The following is a 23,591-nucleotide window of genomic DNA, read 5'->3' as shown; positions in this document are numbered from 1 at the left end:
AGCCGCCCCGGAGGCACCCGTACACCCGACTCGGGGTCGTGCAGCGCGGAGGGCTCGGCGGGCGCGTCCGTGGTGCCGTGGTCCGGCAGCGGCTCCAGGGTCACGAACCGGATCACGCGCCGCGCGGCCACCACCCCGCGGCTGAGCTCGTACCCCCAGGCGACGAAGTACGACACCGGCCGCACCAGCACGGTGACGTACCCGTACACCGCCACCAACTCGCCCACGGTGATGGCCCCCTGGGCGGCGAGCCGGGCCGCCAGCCAGGTCACCACCGCGAGGAACAGCGTCGGCAGCCCCACCCCGAGCGCCTGCATCCAGCTGGTCACCGCACCCACCCGGTAACCCTGCGCCCGCAGCCGCTGCGAGTCCCGGTGGAACGCGTCGGCGACCAGACCCTTGCCGCCGAGCCCGTTGAGGACGCGCAGCCCGCCCGCGAGGTCCGCGATCCGCGCGGTCAGCACACCCTGCCGCTCCCGGTACTCCGTCTCCGTGCCCTGCAGCCGCCGCATCAACGGGCCCACGATCACGGCCATCAGCGGCATCCCGAGCAGGACGACCGCGGCGATGGGCAGGGAGACCGACACGAGCAGCCCGGCGACCACCAGGTACGCGGCGAACGCGCCGACCCCCGGGCCGATGACCGTCAGCGAGGAGGAGATCGTGTTGACGTCTCCCACGCCGATCGTGACGACCTCCCCGGCGCCGACGCGACGCGGCAGCGCCGCCCCCAGCCGGACCGCGTGCGCCATCACGACCTTCACCGTGCGGAAGTTGGCGTCCATCCGCACCCGGGTCATCGTGCGGTGGCGCATGACGCTCAGCCAGGCGTTGAAGGCGCCGACGCCGAAGAGCGCGGCGGTCCAGCGGGCGAGTGCCGGATGGTCGCCGGGTTCGAGTCCTTCGTCGATCGCCCGGGAGAGGAGGTACGGGGTCGCCGCGAGCAGGATCATCCACACGCAGGAGATCAGGGAGCCGAGTGCGGAGCGGCCCGCCTGCTGTCTGACCAGCCACCACAGGTAGCGGCTGCCGCTGCGGCAGTCGGGTGTGCCGGGGTCCTCGTGCGCGTCGATCATGGGCCCCCGATTCTCGTGTGGGACGGGTCGTGGTTCGGCTACGGGTGGTGGGGGCCGGTCGCGCCCACGCGGCGGGCCGCATGGCGTACAGCCCCGCGCCCCCTGAAGGGCGAAGCCCTCTGAGGGGCGCGGTTCGTCACTCCAGGCTGTCCCGCCACGCACGGTGCAGGTCCGCGAACCTGCCCGTGCCCGCGATCAGGTCCGCCGGGGTGCCGTCCTCGACGATGTGGCCGTGTTCCATCACGAGCACCCGGTCGGCGATCTCGACCGTGGACAGGCGGTGGGCGATCACCACGGCCGTACGGCCGCGCAGGACCGTGGACATGGCGCGCTGGACCGCCCGTTCGCCGGGGACGTCGAGGGAGCTGGTCGCCTCGTCCAGGATGAGGACGGCCGGGTCGGCGAGCAACGCCCGCGCGAAGGCGACAAGTTGGCGCTGACCGGCGGAGATACGGCCACCGCGCTTGCGTACGTCGGTGTCGTAGCCGTCGGGCAGGGCGGTGATGAAGTCATGAGCGCCGATGGCCTTGGCGGCGTGCTCGATGTCCTCGCGCGTGGCGTCGGGGCGGCCGATGGAGATGTTCTCGGCGACCGTGCCGGAGAACAGGAACGACTCCTGGGTCACCATGATCACCCCGCGCCGCAGCTCGGGCACCGGGAGATCGCGCAGGTCGACGCCGTCGAGGAGGACCCGCCCGGACGAGGGGTCGTAGAAGCGGGCCACCAGCTTGGCGAGCGTCGACTTGCCGGCGCCGGTGGAACCGACCACCGCCACCGTGCTGCCCGCCGCCAGGGTGAGGTCGAAGCGGGGCAGGACCTCGCCGCCGGTGCGGTACGCGAACCGCACGTCGTCGAACACGACCTCGCGGCCCGGCAGTTCGAGGGCCGCCGCCGGCAGCTCCTTCGGCTCGGCGGGCTCCGGGACCGACGGGGCCTGGGCCAGCAGGCCCGCGATCTTCTCCAGTGAGGCCGCCGCCGACTGGTACGAGTTGAGGAACATGCCGAGCCGGTCGATCGGGTCGTACAGCCGCCGCAGGTACAGCACCGCCGCCGCCAGCACACCCAGCGCCAGCGTCTGGGACGCCACCCGGTACGCACCCCACAGCACGATCGCCGCGACCGTGATGTTGGCGACGACACGGGAGCAGACCACATAGCGGGCCATCTCCAGGATCGCGTCGCCGTTCTTGCGCTCGTGGTGCCGGTTCAGGGCACCGAACTCCGTGTCGTTCGCCGCCTCCCGGCGGAACGCCCGCACCGGCCGGATGCCGTTCATCGTCTCCGCGAACTTCACGATCACCGCGGCGATCGCGCTGGACCGGGCCGTGTAGACGCTCGCCGCCCGCCGCCGGTACGTCCGCACGAACCCGTACAGCGGCACGAACGACGCCAGCGCCGCCGCGCCCAGCCCCAGGTCCAGCCAGAGCAGCATCGCCGAGATGTAGACGAACGCGAGGATCACACCGATGAGTTCCTGCAGACCCTCATTGAGCAGCTCGCGCAGCGACTCGACGTCCGTGGTGGACCGGGAGATGAGCCGGCCCGAGGTGTACCGCTCGTGGAAGTCGATGCTCAGCGCCTGCGCGTGCCGGAAGATCCGGCCCCGCAGATCCAGCAGCACGTCCTGGTTCACCCGCGCGGACGCCCCGATGAACGCGTACTGCAGCCCGCCGGCCGCCAGCGCGCACAGCAGATACCCGACGCCCACCGCGATCAGCGGCCCGTGCCGGCCGTCCCGGAGCGCCGGTACGGCACGGTCGATGGCGTACGCCACCAGCAGCGGGCCCGCCTGCACCGCCGCCTGCTGGAGCAGGAGCAGCATGCACGCCATGACCACCCGGGCCCTCATCGGCGCGAGCAGGGAGCGCAGCAGCACGAGGGTGGCGCCCGGGGGAGTGGGGAGGTCGTCGTGGTCGAACGGGTCGCCGGCGGACGTCTGGTGCGCGGCGGCGGGCCGGTCGCCGCCGGCCGGCTTCGCCAGGGACGTCGCCCTGTCCGACTCGCCGTTCGACTCCTCGTCCGGGTCCTTGTCCGGCGCGGTGGTCATGGGCGCCGTCATCGCTCGTCCCCCTCGGTCCCGGACATCAGATGGGCGTACTCCGTGTTCGTGTGCAGCAGTTCCTGGTGGGTGCCCACCGCCGTGACACGGCCGCCGGAGAGCAGGGCCACGCGGTCGGCGAGCAGGACCGTCGACGGGCGGTGCGCCACGATCAGCGCGGTCGTCTCCGCGAGCACGCGGCGCAGTGCGGCCTCCACCGCGGCCTCCGTGTGCACGTCCAGCGCCGACAGAGGGTCGTCCAGCACGAGGAAGCGGGGGCGGCCGACCACCGCCCGTGCCAGCGCGAGGCGCTGGCGCTGGCCACCGGAGAGGCTGAGGCCCTGCTCGCCGACCTGGGTGCCGGTGCCCTGGGGGAGCGCGTGGGCGAACTCCGCCTGCGCGATGGCCAGGGCGCGGTCCAGTTCGGGTTCACCCGCGTCCGGCCGGGCGCCCATGAGGACGTTCTCTGCGATGGTCGCCGAGAAGAGGGTGGGTTCCTCGAAGGCCACCGCCACCTTCGCCCGCAGTTCCTCCCGCGACATCTCGGTGATGTCCTCGCCGTCCAGCGTGATGCGGCCGGACGTCACCTCGTGGAGGCGGGGGACGAGAGCGGTGAGGGTGGTCTTGCCGGAGTCGGTGGCGCCGACCAGGGCCATGGACTCGCCGGGGCGGATGTGCAGGTCGATGCGGTCGAGGGTGGGGGCGGTGCCGGGAGCGGCGTCGGGGTAGCGGAAGGTGACGCCATGGAACCTCAGGCCGCTGCCCACGGCGGGGGCGGCGGGGGCCTCGGCCCGCGTCGTCGACTCCGGCTTCTCGTCCATCACCTCGAAATACCGCTCCGTCGCCGTCGCCGCCTCCTGGCTCATCGCCAGCAGGAAGCCGATCGAGTCGACGGGCCAGCGCAGCGCGAGGGCGGTGGAGAGGAATGCGACCAGCGTGCCAGCCGACAGTTCACCGTCCGCGACCTGGACGACGCCGAGGACCAGCGCCGCGCCGATGGCCAGTTCGGGGAGCGTGATGATGACGCCCCAGATCGCCGACAGGAGGCGGGCCTTGCGCAACTCCGTTCCCCGCAGGGTCCGCGACAGCTCGCGGAACGCGCGGGCCTGGCTGCGGTGCCGGCCGAACCCCTTGATGATGCGGATCCCGAGGACGCTCTCCTCGACGACCGTGGTGAGGTCGCCGACCTGGTCCTGCGCGAGGCGCGCGACCTTGGCGTACTTCCTCTCGAAGAGGAGGCAGGTGACGATCACGGGGACGACGGGTCCGAGGATGACGAGTCCGAGGGTCCAGTCCTGGACCAGCATGATGGTGACACCGACCACGATGGTCACCGCGTTGACCAGCAGGAACGTCAGCGGGAAGGCCAGGAACATCCGCAGCAGCATCAGGTCGGTCGTGCCGCGCGAGAGCAGCTGCCCGGAGGCCCAGCGGTCGTGGAAGGCGACCGGCAGGCGCTGCAGATGCCGGTAGAGATCCGCGCGCATCGACGCCTCGACACCGGCCAGGGGCCGTGCCACGAGCCAGCGCCGCAACCCGAACAGCAGCGCCTCGGTGAGGCCGAGCACGAGCAGGTACAGCGCCCCGAGCCACACGCCCGCCGGGTCCCGGTCGGCGATCGGCCCGTCCACCATCCACTTCAGGACGAGCGGGATGAACAGGCCCACGCACGAGGCGACTATCGCGACGAACGCGGCGATGGTCAGCCGCGCCCGCACGGGCCGCACATACGGCCACAGCCGCAGCAGCGTGCGTACGGCGGACCGCCCCTCGGCCTTCTCGGGTGCCTCGGCCCTCGCGGGCTCCTCGGGCAGCGCGGCGGTCTCGGGCTCCTGGGTCGGGTCGGGTTCCTCGGCGGTTGCACGTGTCGTGGACATCAGCAGCGAGCCTACGGATCGGCACTGACAACGCCCACCGAGTTTTGGCCGGAACGCCGTCGGTCGTAGGACCTACGACCTGCCTGTGCACGAGGGCGTAGCGGCAGATCAGGGGTGCCGTAGCCGCACATCGACCGATCGGGGGACGTCCGTTCGAGCGTGACGGCCGATGTGCGCGCGCGGGCTCCGCCGGGATTCTCGACACATGCCACACAGGTCGTCCACACCCGTCATCGAGGTCACCGGCCTTCGCTCCCGATCTTCCTCGAAGGGTGGGCCTAGGCGGCCGGATACGGCAGCAGACCGGCCGCGACGCCCTCCCACGCGGTCCTCAGTTCGGTGAGCAGCTCCGGCCGGTCGGGGGCGAGGTCGGCCTGTTCGCGGGAGTCGGCGGCCAGGTTGTACAGGTGGTCGGCCCCGGCGGCGTCCCGGTAGTACTTCCAGTCGCCCCGCCGGAGCGCCCGGTTGGCCCGGACCCGCCAGAACAGGTCGCGCTCGGGTACGTCCTCGCCGCGCAGCAGGTGGCCCGCGAGACTCGTGCCGTCCAGCGGGTACGCCGCCTCCGGCCGGGCGCCGCCCAGTTCCAGGAGGGTCGCCGTCCAGTCGGGGGTGAACACCGGTTCGTGGCTGACCTGGCGGCCGTCGATCCGGGCGGGCCAGCGCAGAATCGTCGGCACCCGGATGCCGCCCTCAAGGAGGACGAACTTCTCACCCCTGAGCGGCCAGTTGTAGGAGTAGCGCTCGCCGCCGTTGTCGCTGGCGAACAGCACCACCGTGTTCTCCTCCTGCCCGGACCGGCGCAGCGCGGCCAGGACCTCGCCGACGGCCGCGTCCAGGCTCTCCACCATCTGCGTGTACTTCTCGACCGAGCCGCCGTCGTAGTGGTTGAGCGCCCGGGACACCTCGGCCTGCGTCTTCGCGGCCCGGATCCTCGCCGCGATCTCGGCGCCGGTCTCCTGGTCGTCCTCCGCGAGCCAGGGCCAGTGCGGGGTGGTGAAGTTGAGGTTGAGCAGCCACGGCCTGTCGTGCCGGCGGCCGACGTACTCGACGGCCCGCTCGGTCAGGACGTCGGTGTAGTAGCGCAGGTCCTTGTACTCGGCGTCCCCCTCGTAGAGGTCGTACGTGCCGAGCTGGCCGAGCTTGGAGAAGTACTCCAGCACGCCCCCGAAGTTGCCGAAGAACTCGTCCCAGCCGGACTTGGTGGGGCTGTGGTCGGGCAGCCAGCCGCAGTGCCACTTGCCGATCAGCGCGGTGGCGTAACCCGCCTTCTTCAACAGGGAGGCCAGCGTGGGGTGGTTCGGGTCCAGCCCCTGCGTCCTGTTCGCGATCGGCTCGGCGAGCCCGCCCGGCGTACGCCCCGGATACCGCCCGGTGTAGAGGCTGAACCGGGTCGGCGAGCAGGTCGCCGACCCGGAGTACGCGTCGGTGAACCGCACCCCCTGCCGGGCCAGCCGGTCCAGGTTCGGTGTCCTGATGTGCGGAGCCCCGTAGGAGGAGAGGTCGGCCCAGCCCAGATCGTCACCGAGGACGACGAGGACGTTGGGACGCCTGCCGGAGGCCGTGGCGGGGCGGGCCTCGAAGGGACGTTCGACGGTGGCGGCCTCAGTGGCCTCTGCGGTGGCGGCCGTACCGGCGACGGCGGTCACCGCACCGCCACCGACGAGACCACCGAAGGCACGACGGGATATCTCGGGCATGCGATCGAGTTGATCAGTCGGCAGACCCCTCCGGCCAGGAATCCGCCGCGGAGTTCATGGACCTGCCACAGGCCTGAAACGTCGCCTCAGCCGATCACCCGGAGCAGCAGCACACACCGCGCCGGCACCGTCACCGCCTCCCCGGCCCGGTGCACCACCCCCGGCCCCTCCACCTGCTCCTCCCGTGACGTGTCGACGACCACCTCGTACCGCTGCGCCCACGGTGTCCCCGGCAGGACGAAGCTCACCGGGCGGTCGCCGGCGTGCAGGACGGTGAGGAAGCTGTCGTCGAGGATCGGGGTGCCCCGGGCGTCGCGGCCGGGGATGTCGCGGCCGGAGAGGTACATGCCGAGCGTCGCGGCCGGCGCGTACCAGTCCCGTTCGGTCATCTCGGTGCCGCGTGCCGTGAACCAGGCCAGGTCCCGCAGCCCGTCCGCCGAGTGGGCCCGGCCGGAGAAGAAGGCCCGGCGGCGCAGCACGGGGTGGTCGTGGCGGAGGGCGATCAGGCGGGCCGTCAGGTCGAAGAGGGCCTTCCAGGCGGGGTCCTCCAGGAGGCTCCAGTCGAGCCAGCTGATCTCGTTGTCCTGGCAGTACGCGTTGTTGTTGCCGCCCTGGCTGCGGCCCAGTTCGTCCCCGGCGACCAGCATCGGCACGCCCGTGGACAGCAGCAGCGTCGTCAGCAGGTTCCGCAACTGCCGTCGCCTCAGGGCCCGTACGCGCTCGTCGTCCGTCTCGCCCTCGGTACCGCAGTTCCAGGAGCGGTTGTCGTCCGAGCCGTCCCGGTTGCCCTCCCCGTTCGCCTCGTTGTGCTTGCGCTCGTACGACACGAGGTCCCGCAGCGTGAAACCGTCGTGCGCGGTGATGAAGTTGACCGACGCGTACGGCCGCCGCCCGCCCCACGCGTACAGGTCGCTCGACCCCGACAGCCGGTATCCCAGATCCCGCACATCGGGCAGCGCGCCCCGCCAGAAGTCCCGGACGGCGCCCCGGTAGCGGTCGTTCCACTCCGTCCACAGGGGCGGGAAGGCGCCGACCTGGTAGCCGCCCGAGCCCACGTCCCACGGTTCGGCGATCAGCTTCACCCGCCGCAGCACGGGGTCCTGGGCGATGACGGCGAGAAACGGGGACAGCATGTCGACGTCGTGCATCGAGCGCGCGAGCGCGGCGGCCAGGTCGAAGCGGAAGCCGTCCACGCCCATCTCCGTCACCCAGTACCGCAGCGAGTCGGTGATCAGGCGCAGGACATGGGGCTGGACCACGTGCAGGGTGTTCCCGCAGCCCGAGTAGTCCGCGTACCGGCGGGCATCGCTCTGCAGCCGGTAGTAGCCCCGGTTGTCGATGCCGCGCAGCGACAGGCTCGGGCCGCGTTCGTCGGCCTCGGCCGTGTGGTTGTAGACCACGTCGAGGACGACCTCGATCCCGGCGGCGTGCAGCGCCCGCACCATCCGCTTGAACTCCCCGACCTGCTGCCCCGTCGTGCCCGACGAGGCGTACGCCGCGTGCGGGGCGAAGTAGCCGATGGAGTTGTAGCCCCAGTAGTTGCGCATGCCCCGGCGCAGCAGATGGTCCTCGTGGGCGAACTGGTGCACGGGCAGCAGCTCCACCGCCGTCACGCCCAGCTTCACCAGGTGCTCGATCGCGGCGGGGTGCGCGAGACCGGCGTAGGTGCCGCGCAGTTCCTCGGGGATGCCCGGGTGGGTCATGGTGAAGCCGCGGACGTGCAGCTCGTAGATGACCGAGTCCGCCCACGGGGTCTTCGGCCGGCGGTCGTCGGCCCAGTCGTCGTCGTCGTGGACGACGACACCCTTCGGGACGTGCGGCGCCGAGTCCCGCTCGTCGCGCACGGTGTCCGCGACATGCTGCTCGGGCCAGTCCCGGACATGCGCGTACACCTCGGGCGGCAGACCGAACTCGCCGTCCACGGCCCGCGCGTACGGGTCGAGGAGGAGCTTCGCCGGGTTCCAGCGGGCGCCGGTCCACGGGTCCCAGCGGCCGTGCACGCGATAGCCGTACCGCTGCCCGGGAAGGACGCCGGGCACGAAACCGTGCCAGATCTCATGGGTCAGCTCGGCCAGTCTCAGCCGGGTCTCCTCGCCCGCTTCGGAGAACAGGCACAGCTCGACGGCCTCCGCCCCGCCGGCCCACAGCGCGAAGTTGGTTCCCGCGACCCCGTCGGGGCCCACCCGGAACCGCGCGCCGAGCGGCGTCGACGCCCCCGGCCACACGGGCCTCGTCTCCGGCGCGCGCTCATCGCGCCGACCGCCGTTCAGCACGGTGGCCGGGCGCGCGGCCGGTACCCCGCGCGTCCCCCGTACTTCCTCCTGCTCGGCTGCGCTCGACACCTCAGGCCTCCCGCGGCTCGGTGGGGCGACGGGAATGGGGAGCCGGCTGTCCCTTCACCGCTCCCCATCACGTCGTCCTCCCAAGTGTTCTGCCCAGAGCACGCCTCGCACTCACGTTTCCCGGGGGCGTGCGCCGTCGTTGGGCCGCACGTGAACCACGCACAGACGCACGCGCGCCGCGCCGTGGCCGCCCTGGCCGCCGCACTCACCTGGGCAGGCCTGCTGGCCGGGGCCGCCGGATGCACCGCCGGACCGCCACTGACCAGCGAAAAGGCGCCCGACGACACGATCCGGGTCACTCCGGAGGACGGCAGCAAGGGCGTGCGCCCGGAGCAGCGCTTCGAAGTACGGGTGCCCAGCGGGCGCCTGGAGTCCGTCAAGGTGGTGAAGTCGCAGGACGCGCAGGAGTCACCCGTACCGGGCCGGATGTCCGCCGACGGGCTGAGCTGGCGCCCCACCGGCTCACCGAAGCTCGCGCTGGCCGCCAGGTACACCGTCGACGCGGTCGCCCTCGACGGCCACGGCCGTCGCTCGGCACGGCACGTCACCTTCACCACCTCCGTTCCCGACGAGCGCTTCATCGCGTACGTCACGCCGGAGAACCGGGCCACCGTCGGCACCGGGATGATCGTCTCCCTGGAGTTCAACCGGGAGATCGAGGACCGCGCGGCCGTCGAACGCGCCGTCGACGTGAGCGCCCAACCGCCCGTCGAGGTCCGTCCGCACTGGTTCGGCGGGGAACGCCTGGACTTCCGCCCCGAGAGGTACTGGAAGCCCGGGACCCGGGTCACCGTCGGACTGCGGCTGCGGGACGTCGAGGGCGCGCCCGGCGTCTACGGCCAGCAGCACAAGACGTTCTCCTTCACCGTCGGCCGCCACCAGGTCAGCGTGGTCGACGCGGCGAAGCACACGATGCGCGTGGAACGCGGCGACGGAGTGCTCGCCACGCTCCCCGTCACGGCCGGGGCGCCGAGGACGACGACGTACAACGGGAAGATGGTCGTCACCGAGATGCTGGAGGTGACCCGGATGAACGGCGCCACCGTCGGCTTCAGGAAGGCGGACGGCAAGGGCGAGTACGACATCCCGGACGTCCCGCACGCCATGCGCCTCACCACCTCCGGCACCTTCCTGCACGGCAACTACTGGGCGCCGGACGCCTTCGGCCGGGCCAACGTCAGCCACGGCTGTGTGGGCCTGCGCGATGTGAAGGGCGGCGATTCCGGCACCCCCGCCGGCTGGTTCTTCGACCGCAGTCTCATCGGGGACGTCGTCGAGGTGATCAACAGCAACGACAAAACGGTCTCTCCCGACAATGGGCTCGGAGGCTGGAATATGGAGTGGAACGCATGGAAAGCGGGTGCGGCGGTGAAGTAGACGGACATAGCGCCGACATGGGGGTACGCGCGTGATGATTGAAGTTGGGACTGAACGGTGACATTCACCGAGGCCAAATCCTTCCGATCATCTGGTTAATGTACGGGCGTACGCGCACATGGTGCGTAGGGGTGCGGGCCTGATCAGGCCGTGCGAGGGGAGAACAGAGAGTTGAACGGGCGACCGATATCGGGGGCGTCGGTTGGCGCGCGGACTCGGCGGCGCAAGGGGGCCCTGGCCGTGCTGCCGGTCCTGATGCTGCTCGCGGTCACCGCGTGCGGCGGAGGCGGGGGTTCGGACACCGGCTCCGACGGCGACAAGGGGAAGGGCTCCGACAGGACCGCCTCGGACAAGGCGGCCACCAAGGCCTCGGAGGCGGTGGTCTCCATCGCTCCGAAGAACGGCGCCGACGACGTGGCCACCAACGGTGCCCTCGAGGTGAGTGCCGCCAAGGGCAAGCTGTCCGAGGTCACGGTCGAGAACGACAAGGGCGAGAAGATCGCCGGCGAGATATCCGGCGACGGCGCCACCTGGACGCCGTCGATCCACCTCAACTCGGCCACCGAGTACAAGGTGCACGCCGTCGCGAAGGACTCCGAGGGGCGTGAGGCGGCCGAGGACTCGTCCTTCACCACGCTGACCCCGAAGAACACCTTCGTCGGCATCTTCACCCCCGAGGACGGGTCGAAGGTCGGCGTCGGCATGCCGTTCTCGATCCGCTTCACGCGGGGCATCACCGCCCCGGAGGACGTCGAGAAGGCCATCACCATCAAGACCGAGCCGGCCGTCGACGTCGAGGGCCACTGGTTCGGCAACGACCGCCTCGACTTCCGCCCGGAGAAGTACTGGAAGGCCGGCACGAAGGTGACCGTCGACCTCAACCTCGACGGTGTCGAGGGCCGCGACGGCGTCTACGGCGAGCAGAGCAAGAAGGTCTCCTTCACCATCGGCCGCAGCCAGGTCTCCGTCGTCGACGTCAAGAAGCTGACCATGAAGGTCTCGCGGGACGGCAAGGTCGTCAAGACTATCCCGGTCACCACCGGCCAGCCGGGCATGGAGACCTGGAACGGCCAGATGGTCATCAGCGAGCGCCTGCGCGTGACCCGGATGAACGGCGAGACGGTCGGCTACGGCGGCGAGTACGACATCAAGGACGTGCCGGACGCCATGCGCCTGACCAACTCCGGCACCTTCATCCACGGCAACTACTGGGGCGGCGGCGCCTTCGGCAACTACAACGCCAGCCACGGCTGCATCGGTCTGCGCGACACCCGTGGCGGCTACGACCGCGGGGCGCCGGGCGCCTGGTTCTTCGACCACTCGATGGTCGGCGACGTCGTGGTCGTGAAGAACTCCAACGACCGGACCGTGGACCCGGACAACGGCTACAACGGCTGGAACATGGACTGGGACAAGTGGAAGGCGTAGCCGCCGCCGCTTGAGAGCCCGAGATCATGACGCACGGCCCCGGTGTGATGTACCGCACCGGGGCCGTTGTCGTTAGTCACCGTTAACCTGCCCTCATGACTGTGCATCTCGAAGTCGCCGAAGGTGTGGGCACGATCCGCCTCGACCGGCCGCCCATGAACGCCCTGGACATCGCCACCCAGGACCGCCTCAAGGAACTCGCCGAGGAGGCCACGCGCCGCGACGACGTCCGCGCGGTGGTGCTCTACGGCGGGGAGAAGGTCTTCGCGGCCGGCGCGGACATCAAGGAGATGCAGGCCATGGACCACGCGGCGATGGTCGTCCGGTCCCGCGCCCTGCAGGACTCCTTCAGCGCCGTGGCCCGCATCCCCAAGCCGGTCGTCGCGGCCGTCACGGGCTATGCGCTGGGCGGAGGTTGCGAGCTGGCGCTGTGCGCGGACTACCGGATCGCCGGGGAGAACGCGAAGCTCGGCCAGCCGGAGATCCTGCTCGGGGTGATCCCGGGCGCGGGCGGCACCCAGCGGCTGTCCCGCCTCGTCGGCCCCTCCAGGGCCAAGGACCTCATCTTCACCGGCCGCATGGTCAAGGCGGACGAGGCGCTCGTGCTCGGCCTGGTGGACCGGGTCGTCCCGGCGGACGAGGTGTACACCGCCGCGCACGAGTGGGCCGCCCGGCTGGCGCGGGGGCCGGCGATCGCGCTGCGGGCCGCCAAGGAGTCGATCGACGCGGGGCTGGAGACCGACCTGGAGACCGGGCTCGCGATCGAGCGGAACTGGTTCGCGGGACTGTTCGCCACGGAGGACCGCGAGCGCGGGATGCGCAGCTTCGTGGAGGAGGGGCCGGGCAAGGCGAAGTTCGTCTGACGGCGGTGGATCAGGGCCGGGGGCCCGGAATCCGGCCCGCAAGTTGCGCTGAGCGACCTGCGGTTGACGCGGTGTATGACCCGCGTCCCCCGAAGGGGCGGTTTATGCGTTCCTTAAGGCAGTCTTAAGTGAGCCTTGCCCAAGGCTCTTGGCGTTGACCGAAGTTCAGGGTGTCGGCGCAGGTCGGACGGGCTGCCGCGGGTGGTTTACTGCCTCTGGCATATGCCATCCGAAACCTCCGGAATGGTTGGTTCCGGGGGTTGTATTCCTGCGGAACGGCCCCGGAGGAGGCTCGGGACGGCCATGATGGGGGCATGGCGGGGCTGGAGGGTATCGAACAGCCGCGGCGGCACGGGAGTGCGACCGCGGCGCGTTGGTCACCTGCGATCGAGGACGAACGGGCGCAGAAGGCACTGGAGTTGTTCGGCAACCCGACCGAGGCAGAGGTCCCGCTGCCGTCCCGTCCCGAGTCCGCGGCCACCGCCCGGCGGCTCGCCCAGGTCGTCATCCTCCGTCAGTGGCGGCTGTCGCCGAAGATGACCGAGGACGCTGTCCTGCTCGTCTCCGAACTCGTGGGCAACGCCGTACGGCACACCGGCGCCCGCGTCTTCGGGCTGCGCATGCGCCGCCGGCCGGGCTGGATCCGGATCGAGGTCCGCGACCCCTCGCGGGGACTGCCCTGTCTGATTCCGGTACAGGAGACGGACATCAGCGGGCGGGGGCTGTTCCTGGTGGACAAGCTCTCGGACCGGTGGGGGGTCGACCTGCTGCCGCGGGGGAAGACGACGTGGTTCGAGATGAGGGTCGCCGACCGGTAAGGGGTGCCCAAGGCCCCGGCGAGGGGAGCGGGGCTGTGACACGGTGCGGCTCCGCCGCGTGGGCGCGACCGGCCACGGACGACCCGCAGTCGCAAGCCGGCACAAGCGCCCACGGCGCGCGGCCCCCAGGTGCCCGGCGGCAGCCGCCACGCACCTCCGTCGATCGGGCCAATCGCCGGAATTCACGCCGGACCTCCCTATAAAGGTCGCGTGACCACGCCCCGCACCCTCCTCATGCAGTGCAACCTCGTGCAGCGCGCCCTCCTCGCGGCCGCCGTTCTCGTGGCCGTGGCCGCGTGCGGCGCCTCGACCGGGACCAGTGAGCAGCAGCAGAGGACCCGGGCCGAGCGGGCCGCCGCCGAAGCCGAAGCCGCCGAGCGGAAGAAGAGACAGCGGACGGCGGTCAGGGGACTGCGCGGCATGCCGCCCGTGCTGGACCCCCGGGACGTCTACGCCGCCGACCGCCCGAACCGGCTCTCCCCGGTGGTCGAGGACTTCCCGTCCCGGGTGTACGTCCCCAACAGCGAGTCCGACACCGTCACCGTCATCGACCCGAAGACGTACGAGATCATCGAGACGATCCCGGTGGGCCGCCAGCCCCAGCATGTCGTGCCCTCCTGGGACCTGAAGACCCTGTGGGTCAACAACAACCGGGGCCACACCCTCACCCCCATCGATCCGAGGACGGGGAAGGCGGGCAGGCCGGTCGAGGTGCACGACCCGTACAACCTGTACTTCACCCCCAACGGCGAGTACGCCGTCGTCATGGCCTCCCTCGACCGCGAACTCGTCTTCCGTGACCCGCACACCATGAAGCGGGTCAGGACCGAGCCGGTCACCTGCTACGGCGTCAACCACGCGGACTTCTCGATCGACGGCACGTACTTCATCGTGTCCTGCGAGTTCAGCGGTGAGCTGCTGAAGGTCGACACCGCGAAGATGAAGGTCGTCGGGCAGCAGAAGCTCCCGTTCGAGGGGGCCATGCCGCAGGACGTGAAGATCTCACCGGACGGCAAGCGCTTCTACATCGCCGACATGATGGCCGACGGCATGTGGGTCCTGGACGGCGACAGGTTCGACGAGCCGAAGCTGCTGCCCACCGGCAAGGGCACCCACGGACTGTACGTCGGCCGCGACTCCCGCGAGATGTACGTCTCCAACCGGGGCGAGGGCTCCGTGTCGGTCTTCGACTTCACCGAGAACAGGCTCACCAAGAAGTGGCACCTCCCCGACGGCGGCAGCCCCGACATGGGCGGTGTCTCCGCCGACGGCAAGGTCCTGTGGCTCTCCGGCCGCTACGACTCCGAGGTGTACGCCATCGACACCCGCAACGGGGAGCAGCTCGCCCGCATCCCCGTCGGCAGCGGCCCGCACGGCCTCGCGGTGTACCCGCAGCCCGGCCGCTACTCGCTCGGCCACACCGGCATCTTCCGCTGACGCCCCCGGCGACCCGCATCTCCCGGTGACACCCGACAACCGGGCGGACTGACACGCCGCCGTACGGGTGATGATCCGCGGCCCGGCGCCGCGCAGCCGAGATCGTGCTCACCATGATCACAACTCGTCCGCGGCGCCGGGCCGCCGCCCTCGTCCTGTCCCTCTCCGCCGTTCTCGCGACCTCCGCCGCGACCGCTCCGGCACAGACCCCGACCACCCCTTCGGCCAAGGCCGCCGCACCCGCCTGCCCCCAGTTCGACGACCCGGTCCACGCCGCCGTCGACCACCGCGAGGACGTCGACCGCATCACCCCCGAGCCCGCCTGGCGCACGACCTGCGGCACGCTGTACCGCAGCGACAGCCGGGGCCCGGCGGCCATCTTCGAGCAGGGCTTCCACCCCAAGGACGTCATCGACGGGCAGTACGACATCGAGCAGTACGTCCTGGTCAACCAGCCCTCGCCGTACGTCTCCACGACCTACGACCACGACCTGTACAAGACCTGGTACAAGTCCGGCTACAACTACTACATCGACGCCCCCGGCGGCGTGGACGTCAACCGGACGATCGGCGACCAGCACCGGTGGGCCGACCAGGTCGAGGTCGCCTTCCCCGGCGGGATCAAGCCGCAGTACGTCATCGGCGTCTGCCCGGTCGACAAGAAGACCAGGACGGAGAAGATGAGCGAGTGCGAGAGCAACCCGCACTACGAGCCCTGGCACTGACGTACGTCGCGCTCATCGGGCCCGTTGTCCCTGGCGGGCGCTGAGCAGTATCTCGGAGCCCACCGGCAGATAGCCGGCCGACTGGAACGCCCGCACGCTGCGGGCGTTCCCCGGCGCGATCTGCGCCCACAGCGGCTCGGCGACCAGATGCCGTGCCGCGCTCACCAGCGACCGGCCCAGCCCCCGGTGCCGTACGTCCTCGTCCACCTCGACCGAGACCTCCAGCCGCCCGGCGATTCCCCGGCCCGTCGTCAGGACTCCACCGTCCGCCGCCCAGACCCGAACGTCGTCACGGCGTCGCCGCGCGTACGCGACGCGGGGGTGCCCGGCGTCCTCGATCTCCTTCAGCGGCAGCGGCGGTTCGCCCGGCAGGGGCGAGGCGACCAGCATCGCGTCGATGGTCTCGGACGTACGACCCGTCCGCTCCATGAGGGCCGCCAGGAACCGTGGGTTCATGCTCGCGGACAGCGCGTCGCACTCCGCGGCCGCCAGACTCTCGTACACCCACCGGGGATCCTCGTCCGTGAAGACGACGGAGTGTGCCGTGAAGCAGAGGACGCCCGCGTCCCGGGGAGAGTGCTGGGCGACGACGGTCGTACCGCCGTCGGCCGGCGGGAAGACACCCCGGGCCACCGCGTCCAGAATGTCCCGCAAGCTCGCCGTCACCGGACTCCTTCGCCGTGCTCCTTGAGTCTCCACCCACTGGAAGGCCCACACTCGCAGACATGATCGAGAACGGCACCGGCCTTTTCACCATCGGGCAGCTCGCCCGCGGCTCCGGTCTGTCCGTCCGCACGATCCGCTACTGGTCGGACGAGGGCGTCCTGCACCCGGCCACCCGCAGCGCGGGAGGCTACCGGCTGTACGACGCCGAGTCCGTGGCCCGGCTCGAACTCATCCGCACCCTGCGGGAGCTGGGCCTCGGCCTGGACCACGTACGGCGGGTGCTCGCGGGCGAGACGACCGTCGCGGAGGTGGCGGCCGCGCATGTGGCCGCGCTGGACGCGCAGATCCGCGGCCTCAAGGTGACCCGGGCGGTGCTGTCGACCGTGGCGCGACGCGGCTCGACCGCGGAGGAGATGACCCTGATGAACAGACTGGCCCGGCTGTCCGCCGCCGAACGAGGGCGGATCATCGACGACTTCATGGAGGAGACCTTCGGCGGACTCGACACCGCGGACCCCGACATCCGAACACGGCTGAGGTTCAGCCTCGCGGATCTGCCGGAGGACCCCACGCCCGAGCAGGTGGACGCCTGGGTGGAGCTGGCCGAGATGCTCCAGGACCCGGCGTTCCGGGCGCGGATGCGGCAGACGGTCGAGTACAACGCGGCCGACCGGGGGCCGGACGTGCCGTCGGGCACCTCCCTGTGGTTCATGAGCCGCCTGGTGCAGCTCGCGGGGGAGGCACTGCGGGAGGGTGTCGACCCCGCCTCGCCCGCCGCCGACGAGGTGCTGACCGGGCTGCTGGGCGACGCCGACCGGGCCGTCCTGCTCGAACGCGTCACCTCGGTGGCCCACGCCGAGCTGGCCCGGTTCCGGGAGCTGGCCGCGCTGGTACGGGGCGTGGAACCGCTGTCGGCGCACGCCGAGGAGTTCGCGTGGGTGGTCGCCGCACTCCGCGCTCGCGTGGCCGGTTAATCTGACCTGCGTCAGTAGGACTGTCAGCAGGACTGCCTGAGACAGGCAGGGCACCAAGAAGGGGCGGATCGGTGGCGGACATCGAGGCAGCGCGCAAGGAGTTCCAGCGGATCGACGCGGACGGGGACGGGTTCATCACCGCCGCGGAGTTCAAGACCGCCCTGGCCCAGGAGGGCGACTGGAACGTCACCGAGTCCGTGGCGGAGGTCATCATCCGCACCCGCGACCTCAACGGCGACAAGCTCCTGTCGTTCGACGAGTTCTGGGCCCACCTGGACAAGTGAGCCCGCGGGCCGAGGGGCGCCTTCCGTCGCGTACGACGGGGGCGCCCCTTCGTCGTGCCGGGGCCGGAATGGCGGAGGGCGCTCCGGGGTTGGGTCCAGTAATGCATGCACGCGCATGGAAATGTGACGCAAGGGGATGGTCATGAAGATCGGCATCATCGGGGCCGGCAACATCGGCGGCAACCTCACCCGGCGGCTCACCGCCCTCGGCCACGACGTCTCCGTCGCCAACTCCCGAGGCCCGCACACGCTCACCGCACTGGCCGAGGAGACGGGCGCGACCCCGGTCCCGGTGCGGGAGGCGGCGCGCGGCGCCGAAGTCGTGGTGATCACGATCCCGTTGAAGGCGGTCCCGGACCTGCCGTCCGGCCTCCTCGACGAGGCCGCGGACGGTGTCGCCGTCATCGACACCGGAAACTACTACCCCCGGCAGCGTGACGGCAGGATCGCCGGGATCGAGGACGACGGCCTGACCGAGAGCCGCTGGACCGAACGCCACCTGGGCCACCCCGTCATCAAGGCCTTCAACGGCACCTACGCCCAGGACATCCTCGACCGCCCGCGCCCCGCCGATGCCCCCGACCGCGTCGCCCTCCCCGTCGCCGGCGACGACGAGACGGCCAAGTCCAGGATCCGAGCCCTCATCGACGAACTCGGCTTCGACACCGTCGACGCCGGCGGCCTGGACGACTCCTGGCGCCAGCAGCCCGACACCCCCGTCTACGGCCTCCGGGCGGGCGTCGAGGACGTGGCCAAGGCGCTGGCCGAGGCGTCACCGGAACGCAAGCCGGAGTTCAGGGCGTAGGGGGTGACGGCCGGGCCGGCGGACGACGGTCAGCCGTCGGCCCACTCCCGCAGCGCCGCCTTGCTCGCGAAGTCCGCCACGTTCTTGTCGACGGGATTGTCCGTGTACTGGTGGAAGCGCCACCTGGCCTTGACGCGGGGTCTGCCGGCGGTGACGTAGTCGGCTATCCACAGGCCGTCGCCGGCGTAGGACGTGGAGTCGACGGTGAGCCAGTAGCTGCGATTGCAGTAGAGGACCACCCGGTGCTTCGGGCGGAGTTCCTTCAGCATGCGGATGAAGCGGTCCTTCTCGGCATTGGTGGCGTGCGTGCCCTCGCTCGTCGTCTCCCAGTCGACGGCGAGGATGTCGCCCGCCCTCTCCGGGGCCTTGGCGACGAAGTACTCGGCCTGGGCGGTCAGGTTGCCGGGCCAGAGGAAGTGGTAGAAGCCGACGACCAGACCGGCGTCGCGGGCGGTCCTGGTCTGGGCGGCGAGCCTGGGGTTGGTGTACGTGCGGCCCTCGGTGGCCTTGACGAAGACGAAGGAGAGGCCGTCGGTGTCGTAGGACGAGGGCTGGTGGGAGCTGACGTCGATGCCGCGCAGCATGGGGGTCTCCGGCGGGGTGGGGGGAGTCAGGCGGGTGCGGGGGTGGTGATCCGCTCGGCCAGGGTCGTGATGTTCGCGAGGAGGGTGGGGGGTGGAACGGACAGGTCGAGGGCGTGGGTGGTGACGGTGACGCCGGATCGGCGGATCACGTGGGGGGTGGGGCCCGGCGTGGGCGGCGAGGCGGAGGCCGCGTAGATCAGGTGGCCCCGGGGGAGGCCGAGGGTCGTGCAGTAGGCGAGCAGTTGGTAGAGGTGGGACGTGGGCGGGGCGGTGGGGGCGGCGTACGTGTACTTCGCGTCCGCCACCGAGACGGGGCGGCCGGCGCGGTAGAGGACGAGGTCGGGGCGGAAGGGGACGCGGGCGGCCTCGTCGAGGCGGTGGTGGGTCTCCTGGGCGGCGCAGCGGATGCCGTGACGGGCGAGGGCGGCGGTGAGGGTGACGGTCAGGAAACGCTCGAAGACCGCCGGCATGTCCAGGAGGAAACCGTCGCTGGGCAGCGGGCTACCGCCCTCCGGTTGGACCGAGCGGTACGAGAGAAGGAGCTCCGCGAGGCGGAGGGCCGGGGCGTAGCGGGAGTTGAGGCGGGTCGGGGTCCGGCGGGGGAGCGGTGCGCCCGGGTGGAGGAGGTGGACCCCGTGGAGGTGGTCGGTGAGGTGGCGCAGCGTGAGGCGGGTCGGGGCGGGGACGCCCGGGAGGCGGGTGGCCAGGTGGAGGGCGGCCAGGAGGATGCGGTTCTCCGCGATGTCCGGGGTGTGGTCGTCGTAGCGGACGGCCACCGGGAGGATCAGGCCCACCCGGCGGAGCTGGTCCGCCGTCCGGATGCGTCCCCTGACCAGGGGGAGGTCCTCCTCGACCGTGCGGTAGCCGTGCAGGACACCGGACTCCAGGGTGCGGCGCGCGGTGCGGGCGAGGAGGTCCGCGAGGGCGGGGAGCAGATCGTCGGCCGTGGCCGCGGTGACCGGGTCCGGTTCCGGGTGCCAGGGGTCGGTGGGGGAGTAGGAGAGCAGGAACAGCAGGTCGCGGACCGGGAGTTTCGGCCGTAGGAGCAGCTCGATGGCGCTGCCCGCCGGGGTGCGCAGGCGCACCAGGCCCACCTTCTGGTTTCCGGCCATGCGCCAGCGGCCGCCGGGGGCCGGGGCCAGCCGTACGAGACCAGGGGCGCGGAGCAGCCCCGCGACCTGGTCGGCCGTCAGTTCCCGTACGGTGCCGGGGCCGGTCTCGTCGACGGCGAGTCGGAGCCGGAGCGGGGGCGAGGAGGCTCCGGTGGCCACCGGGGGCACGGAGGTCATGAGCCGAGTGCCGCGCGCAGGGAGGCCAGCCCGTACTCCTCCTCGACGTCCACCCCCGTGCCGTACAACTGGTCCTCCAGCAGCGGCAGGATCTGTGTACTCCAGATCAGGTCGAGGCCCTCGGGGCGGGCCGCGCCGGGCTTCATCAGGTAGGACGGGCCGATGGCGCGGTCGGCGTCGCCGAGGCGCCGGTTCAGCTCGTCCAGGAGGCGGGCGGGCGTCTCCGGCAGGCCGTGGCGGCGCAGCCAGCGGTCCAGGAGGCCGAGGACCGGCCGCTTCTCGGGGGAGAGCCGGCGGAAGGCGAAGCGGCGGCGCATCGCGGCGTCGACCAGCGCGATCGAGCGGTCGGCCGTGTTCATCGTGCCGATGAGGAACAGGTTGCTCGGCAGATGGAACGGGTCGTGCGGGCTGTACTGGGTGGTGACCGGCTCCTCGCGGTACTCCAGCAGGAAGTACAGCTCACCGAACACCTTCGCCAGGTTGGCCCGGTTGATCTCGTCGACGATCAGGACGTACGGGTTCGCCGGGTCCTTCCTCGCCCGCTCGGCCAGCAGCTTGAACGGGCCGGGCACGACGTCGAACACCACCGAGCCTCCGCCCGTGCCGCCACCCTCACCGCGCACCGGACGGAAGCCCTCGAAGAAGTCCTCGTAGGTGTAGGACGGGTGGAACTGCACCAGCTCCACCCGGTCGGGGCCCGCCAGATGCCTGGCCAGGGCGCGGGCGAGATATGTCTTCCCGGTACCGGGCGGTCCGTGGAACACGAGCTGCCGCTGCTCCTGGAGCTGCTGGGCCGTCTCGATCAGCCATTCCAGGGGCATGAGTAGCTGTTCGGCCAACTCCGGTGTGACGGTCGGAAGTTCGAGCGGCTTCGTCACGTCGGCCCCGGCGAGTTCCTCAGCGACGACGGCCTCCAGACCCGCGCGTTCCGCCAACTCGGCGGCCACACTGCTGATGTCGTACACCGTCGGCGGCAGCGGCAGCCGCGCCTGCACCTTCTCGGGCAGCTCCGCGCGGACGAGCGCCCGCTCGGTGGTGGCCCAGCGCACCGGGCGGCGGCGGGCGTTGTCGGGTCCGTCCGAGGGGTCGTACGACGCCGGGCCCTGGACCGTGCCGACATGGACCTCGTCCGGGGTGACGGTGACGACGAGGTCGCCCGGCTGCATGACGGTGAGGAAGACATGCAGTTGGTAGGCGGCCTGGGCGCGCAGCTGGGCGCCGGCGTCCGGCATCGCCTCCGTGACGGCTTGCCGGATCCGCTGCTTGTCGGCGCCGGCCGGGATCTCCGGCATCTCCCGCCAGGACACCGAGCAGTAGCCCTGCCGGATCCAGGCTGGGATGAAGTCGTGCCCGTCCACGTTGTGGCCGCGGACCAGCCAACCGCGCTGTTCGTGCAGGACGGCGCCCTTGCGCCAGTGCCCGACCCACGGTTCGTCGTAGAAGTCGACGGGTTCGCCCGTCTGGGCTGCGAGGACGCTGCTCAGTGCCAGCAGGTCCTGGTCGTCGTCGCCGGTGGACTCGCGCAGCTCGTCCGCGAACGCCTTGACGATCTCCTGCTTGTGGTAGGCGCTGGCGATGGGCTGGTAGGTGTCCGGGAAGAGCGCGTAGAGGAGTACGTGGATCTGGGCGCGGCCCTTCTTGTGGCCGACCGAGTCCTGGATGGCCAGGCAGAGCCTGCGGAACCCCCAGGGGTCGTCCAGCAGTGCCGTTCGCCCCGACCGGTCCAGCTCCGCCAGCCGCTCCACCAGCAGGACCAGGATCTGGAACTGTGCCCACCGGTAGTTGAGGAAGCCCTGGCCGCCGTGGAGGAAGCCCTTCAGACCCGGCTCCAGGGTCTGAGGGACGACGATCGGACGGTCGGCCCAGGAAAGGATCTCGCGGAGGATCTGGAGCTTCTTCGGGAGGCCGATCTGTTCCGGCACCAGCGGGGCCATGTTCACGAAGAGCAGTTCGGCCGCGAGGGCGATCGTCTCGTCGGGGGCCTCGGCGAGCTGGCGGCTCAGCTTGACCAGGAAGGTGTCCGAGGACTCGTCGGGCCGGTCGACGAAGCGGGCGCGCAGATCGGCGGCGGTCCGGCCGGTCCAGGCCTCCAGATCCGGAGCGAACGCGGACCTGCCGGTCAGCAGCCCGTCCCGGAAGATCCGCTGCACCGCTGCCACGACATCGGTGCCGTCCGGCCTTCTCGCCACAGTCCCACCCGCCCCTCGCGCGTTCCGAATGCCCACCCTAGAAGGGCGGTTGGGACTCGTCACGACGAGGGACGGCCGGATGTCGCAGGCCTGTTCTAGCTGTTGCTGTTCGAGCGGCCGAAGAACTCGATCTCGGCTATCGCCACCTGCTTCTTGTCGTCGGCGCCGTAGGCGGAGCGGATGGTGAAACGGACGGTCTCGGCGTCGCCGACGCGGAACTTGCGGCTCTGGCCGCCGGCGGTCTGGTCGAGGGTGAGGATCTTGGTGGAGGTGGAGCCGTCGGCGGCGGTGATCGTCGCCTCGACGCGGTGCGGGCGGGCCGACTCCGCGCGCTGGTCCGGCTTCTTCGAGACACCCGGCGTGATGACCACGTCCAGCAGCCTGACGGGCTGCTCGAAGTGGGCCTCGATCCACTCTCCCTCGCCGGACTGCGTGACACCCGGGCCCCACCACGTGTTGCTGTACGTGTCGAAGGCCAGATCCGGCTTGTGGCCGGGGAACGAGCGTGACGCCTTGGAGCTGTCCGGGACGACCGAGGCGCGCTTGGCGAAGTGGTCGCGGGCCGCCTGGTAGCCGTCGTCGGCCTGGAGGGCGAGGGTGACGATCAGGGTGAGGACGAGGGCGGCGACCACCCAGTTGAGGATCCGGCCGAAGCCGCGGCGCAGGCGGGGGCGGTCGCCCGCCCACGGGGTCTGCGTGTTGCGGCCGTTCAGCATCCGGCGCCACCACGGCAGCCGTCCCGGTGCCTCCGTGCGCCCGGCCATCGGCATCGCGCAGCGCGCGCAGAAGTGCCGGTCCGGCCGGGTGGGGGTCCCGCACCACGGGCAGGGCACACCGCCCTCCGTGCCGAACTCCGGTCCGGGGGTGCGGACTTGGGGCCGCTCTACGTCGGGGAGGCCTGGCAGTACGGGCGCGACGGCCGGCTGAGCCGGGGCACGGGGTTCGGGGTCGGCGACCGGGACCAGGAGGGACCTGGCCCGGTCGGCTGCGGAGAGGGTGTGGGCGTGGGAAGGGGGCGGCGAGGCCGGCGTCGGGAGGGGGGTGGTGGGGTCCTCGTCGTCGTGGTGCGGGTGCGCGGCCGGGTGGCCCGGTTCGGGGGTGGGGGAGGAGTGGGCGGGCGGG

General features: G+C 71.3%; 19 protein-coding genes. 9 read left to right on the top strand and 10 right to left on the bottom strand.

From position 1 onward, the window contains the following. The 5 genes from AWZ10_RS06985 to glgX all read right to left on the bottom strand — a co-directional run. The coding region (locus AWZ10_RS06985; RefSeq protein WP_167365923.1) for an ABC transporter transmembrane domain-containing protein at positions 1-1,076 on the bottom strand (1,076 nt) is incomplete at its 3' end. A 136-nt stretch (positions 1,077-1,212) separates the two neighbouring features. Beyond that, positions 1,213-3,135 carry an ABC transporter ATP-binding protein gene (locus tag AWZ10_RS06980; protein WP_060890672.1) on the bottom strand — a complete coding sequence of 641 codons (1,923 nt, stop codon included), beginning with the start codon at positions 3,133-3,135 and terminating at the stop codon, positions 1,213-1,215. Then, the gene (locus AWZ10_RS06975; protein WP_079104308.1) at positions 3,132-4,991 is read right to left on the bottom strand and encodes an ABC transporter ATP-binding protein; all 1,860 of its coding nucleotides are present in this window, start codon (positions 4,989-4,991) and stop codon (positions 3,132-3,134) included. The genes AWZ10_RS06980 and AWZ10_RS06975 overlap by 4 nt, the downstream gene beginning before the upstream one ends. Positions 4,992-5,269: 278 nt before the next feature. Then, the gene (locus AWZ10_RS06970; RefSeq protein WP_060890671.1) at positions 5,270-6,688 is read right to left on the bottom strand and encodes a sulfatase family protein; all 1,419 of its coding nucleotides are present in this window, start codon (positions 6,686-6,688) and stop codon (positions 5,270-5,272) included. An 86-nt stretch (positions 6,689-6,774) separates the two neighbouring features. Next, positions 6,775-9,030 carry a glycogen debranching protein GlgX gene (gene glgX, locus AWZ10_RS06965; RefSeq protein ID WP_046707763.1) on the bottom strand — a complete coding sequence of 752 codons (2,256 nt, stop codon included), beginning with the start codon at positions 9,028-9,030 and terminating at the stop codon, positions 6,775-6,777. Positions 9,031-9,180: 150 nt separating this feature from the next. Between glgX and AWZ10_RS06960 the strand changes: the two genes are divergently transcribed. The 6 genes from AWZ10_RS06960 to AWZ10_RS06935 all read left to right on the top strand — a co-directional run bounded on the left by AWZ10_RS06960 (position 9,181) and on the right by AWZ10_RS06935 (position 15,678). Continuing rightward, the gene (locus AWZ10_RS06960; protein WP_046707764.1) at positions 9,181-10,407 is read left to right on the top strand and encodes a L,D-transpeptidase; all 1,227 of its coding nucleotides are present in this window, start codon (positions 9,181-9,183) and stop codon (positions 10,405-10,407) included. Between the two features lie 171 nt (positions 10,408-10,578). Further along, a complete protein-coding gene (locus tag AWZ10_RS06955) occupies positions 10,579-11,835 on the top strand; it encodes a L,D-transpeptidase (protein ID WP_173531628.1) in 1,257 nt (418 codons plus the stop codon). A 95-nt stretch (positions 11,836-11,930) separates the two neighbouring features. Next, on the top strand, positions 11,931-12,698 hold the full coding sequence (locus AWZ10_RS06950; RefSeq protein ID WP_060890670.1) for an enoyl-CoA hydratase/isomerase family protein: 768 nt from the start codon (positions 11,931-11,933) through the stop codon (positions 12,696-12,698). Positions 12,699-13,012: 314 nt separating this feature from the next. Then, positions 13,013-13,516 (top strand): ATP-binding protein, encoded by a 504-nt coding sequence (locus AWZ10_RS06945; RefSeq protein ID WP_037695669.1) that lies wholly within the window; start codon positions 13,013-13,015, stop codon positions 13,514-13,516. A 210-nt stretch (positions 13,517-13,726) separates the two neighbouring features. Further along, positions 13,727-14,953: a YncE family protein gene (locus tag AWZ10_RS06940; protein WP_373420789.1), complete on the top strand. Its 1,227-nt coding sequence runs from the start codon at positions 13,727-13,729 to the stop codon at positions 14,951-14,953. A 113-nt stretch (positions 14,954-15,066) separates the two neighbouring features. Continuing rightward, entirely contained in the window at positions 15,067-15,678 is a 612-nt protein-coding gene (locus tag AWZ10_RS06935) for an ADP-ribosyltransferase (RefSeq protein ID WP_060890674.1), read from the top strand. Positions 15,679-15,690: 12 nt separating this feature from the next. Here AWZ10_RS06935 and AWZ10_RS06930 read toward each other — a convergent pair whose 3' ends face one another. Continuing rightward, positions 15,691-16,344, bottom strand: a complete 654-nt coding sequence (locus AWZ10_RS06930) for a GNAT family N-acetyltransferase (RefSeq protein WP_046707767.1) — start codon at positions 16,342-16,344, stop codon at positions 15,691-15,693. Between the two features lie 59 nt (positions 16,345-16,403). Here AWZ10_RS06930 and AWZ10_RS06925 point away from each other — a divergent pair, with 59 nt between their 5' ends. The 3 genes from AWZ10_RS06925 to AWZ10_RS06915 all read left to right on the top strand — a co-directional run bounded on the left by AWZ10_RS06925 (position 16,404) and on the right by AWZ10_RS06915 (position 18,407). Then, positions 16,404-17,318 carry a MerR family transcriptional regulator gene (locus AWZ10_RS06925; protein ID WP_046707768.1) on the top strand — a complete coding sequence of 305 codons (915 nt, stop codon included), beginning with the start codon at positions 16,404-16,406 and terminating at the stop codon, positions 17,316-17,318. A gap of 71 nt (positions 17,319-17,389) precedes the next feature. Continuing rightward, positions 17,390-17,602: an EF-hand domain-containing protein gene (locus AWZ10_RS06920; RefSeq protein ID WP_013000557.1), complete on the top strand. Its 213-nt coding sequence runs from the start codon at positions 17,390-17,392 to the stop codon at positions 17,600-17,602. A gap of 142 nt (positions 17,603-17,744) precedes the next feature. Beyond that, on the top strand, positions 17,745-18,407 hold the full coding sequence (locus AWZ10_RS06915) for an NADPH-dependent F420 reductase (RefSeq protein WP_060890673.1): 663 nt from the start codon (positions 17,745-17,747) through the stop codon (positions 18,405-18,407). 29 nt (positions 18,408-18,436) lie between these two features. On the opposite strand, the gene AWZ10_RS06910 is transcribed toward AWZ10_RS06915, so the two are convergent. The 4 genes from AWZ10_RS06910 to AWZ10_RS06895 all read right to left on the bottom strand — a co-directional run. Then, positions 18,437-18,991, bottom strand: a complete 555-nt coding sequence (locus AWZ10_RS06910; RefSeq protein ID WP_060890669.1) for a glycoside hydrolase family 25 protein — start codon at positions 18,989-18,991, stop codon at positions 18,437-18,439. A gap of 26 nt (positions 18,992-19,017) precedes the next feature. After that, positions 19,018-20,280: an McrC family protein gene (locus AWZ10_RS06905; RefSeq protein WP_060890668.1), complete on the bottom strand. Its 1,263-nt coding sequence runs from the start codon at positions 20,278-20,280 to the stop codon at positions 19,018-19,020. Then, the gene (locus tag AWZ10_RS06900; protein WP_046702695.1) at positions 20,277-22,469 is read right to left on the bottom strand and encodes an McrB family protein; all 2,193 of its coding nucleotides are present in this window, start codon (positions 22,467-22,469) and stop codon (positions 20,277-20,279) included. Before AWZ10_RS06900 ends, AWZ10_RS06905 begins: the two co-directional genes overlap by 4 nt. A 95-nt stretch (positions 22,470-22,564) precedes the next feature. After that, on the bottom strand, positions 22,565-23,591 hold a 1,027-nt coding region (locus AWZ10_RS06895; protein WP_060890667.1), incomplete at its 5' end, for an NADase-type glycan-binding domain-containing protein.

It is taken from the genome of Streptomyces europaeiscabiei (assembly GCF_001550375.1).
GTDB classification, from domain to species: Bacteria; Actinomycetota; Actinomycetes; order Streptomycetales; family Streptomycetaceae; genus Streptomyces; species Streptomyces europaeiscabiei.
Note: the sequence above shows the minus strand (reverse complement) of the source record. Positions and strands in the feature narration are given on the sequence as shown.

Excerpts from the sequence above, each read along its gene's own strand:
- AWZ10_RS06950 (WP_060890670.1), top strand. The coding sequence starts at position 11,931 with ATGACTGTGCATCTCGAAGTCGCCGAAGGTGTGGGCACGATCCGCCTC.
- AWZ10_RS06915 (WP_060890673.1), top strand. The coding sequence starts at position 17,745 with ATGAAGATCGGCATCATCGGGGCCGGCAACATCGGCGGCAACCTCACC.
- AWZ10_RS06945 (WP_037695669.1), top strand. The coding sequence starts at position 13,013 with ATGGCGGGGCTGGAGGGTATCGAACAGCCGCGGCGGCACGGGAGTGCG.
- AWZ10_RS06980 (WP_060890672.1), bottom strand. The coding sequence starts at position 3,135 with ATGACGGCGCCCATGACCACCGCGCCGGACAAGGACCCGGACGAGGAG.
- AWZ10_RS06910 (WP_060890669.1), bottom strand. The coding sequence starts at position 18,991 with ATGCTGCGCGGCATCGACGTCAGCTCCCACCAGCCCTCGTCCTACGAC.
- AWZ10_RS06925 (WP_046707768.1), top strand. The coding sequence starts at position 16,404 with ATGATCGAGAACGGCACCGGCCTTTTCACCATCGGGCAGCTCGCCCGC.
- AWZ10_RS06970 (WP_060890671.1), bottom strand. The coding sequence starts at position 6,688 with ATGCCCGAGATATCCCGTCGTGCCTTCGGTGGTCTCGTCGGTGGCGGT.
- AWZ10_RS06935 (WP_060890674.1), top strand. The coding sequence starts at position 15,067 with ATGATCACAACTCGTCCGCGGCGCCGGGCCGCCGCCCTCGTCCTGTCC.
- AWZ10_RS06975 (WP_079104308.1), bottom strand. The coding sequence starts at position 4,991 with ATGTCCACGACACGTGCAACCGCCGAGGAACCCGACCCGACCCAGGAG.
- AWZ10_RS06905 (WP_060890668.1), bottom strand. The coding sequence starts at position 20,280 with ATGACCTCCGTGCCCCCGGTGGCCACCGGAGCCTCCTCGCCCCCGCTC.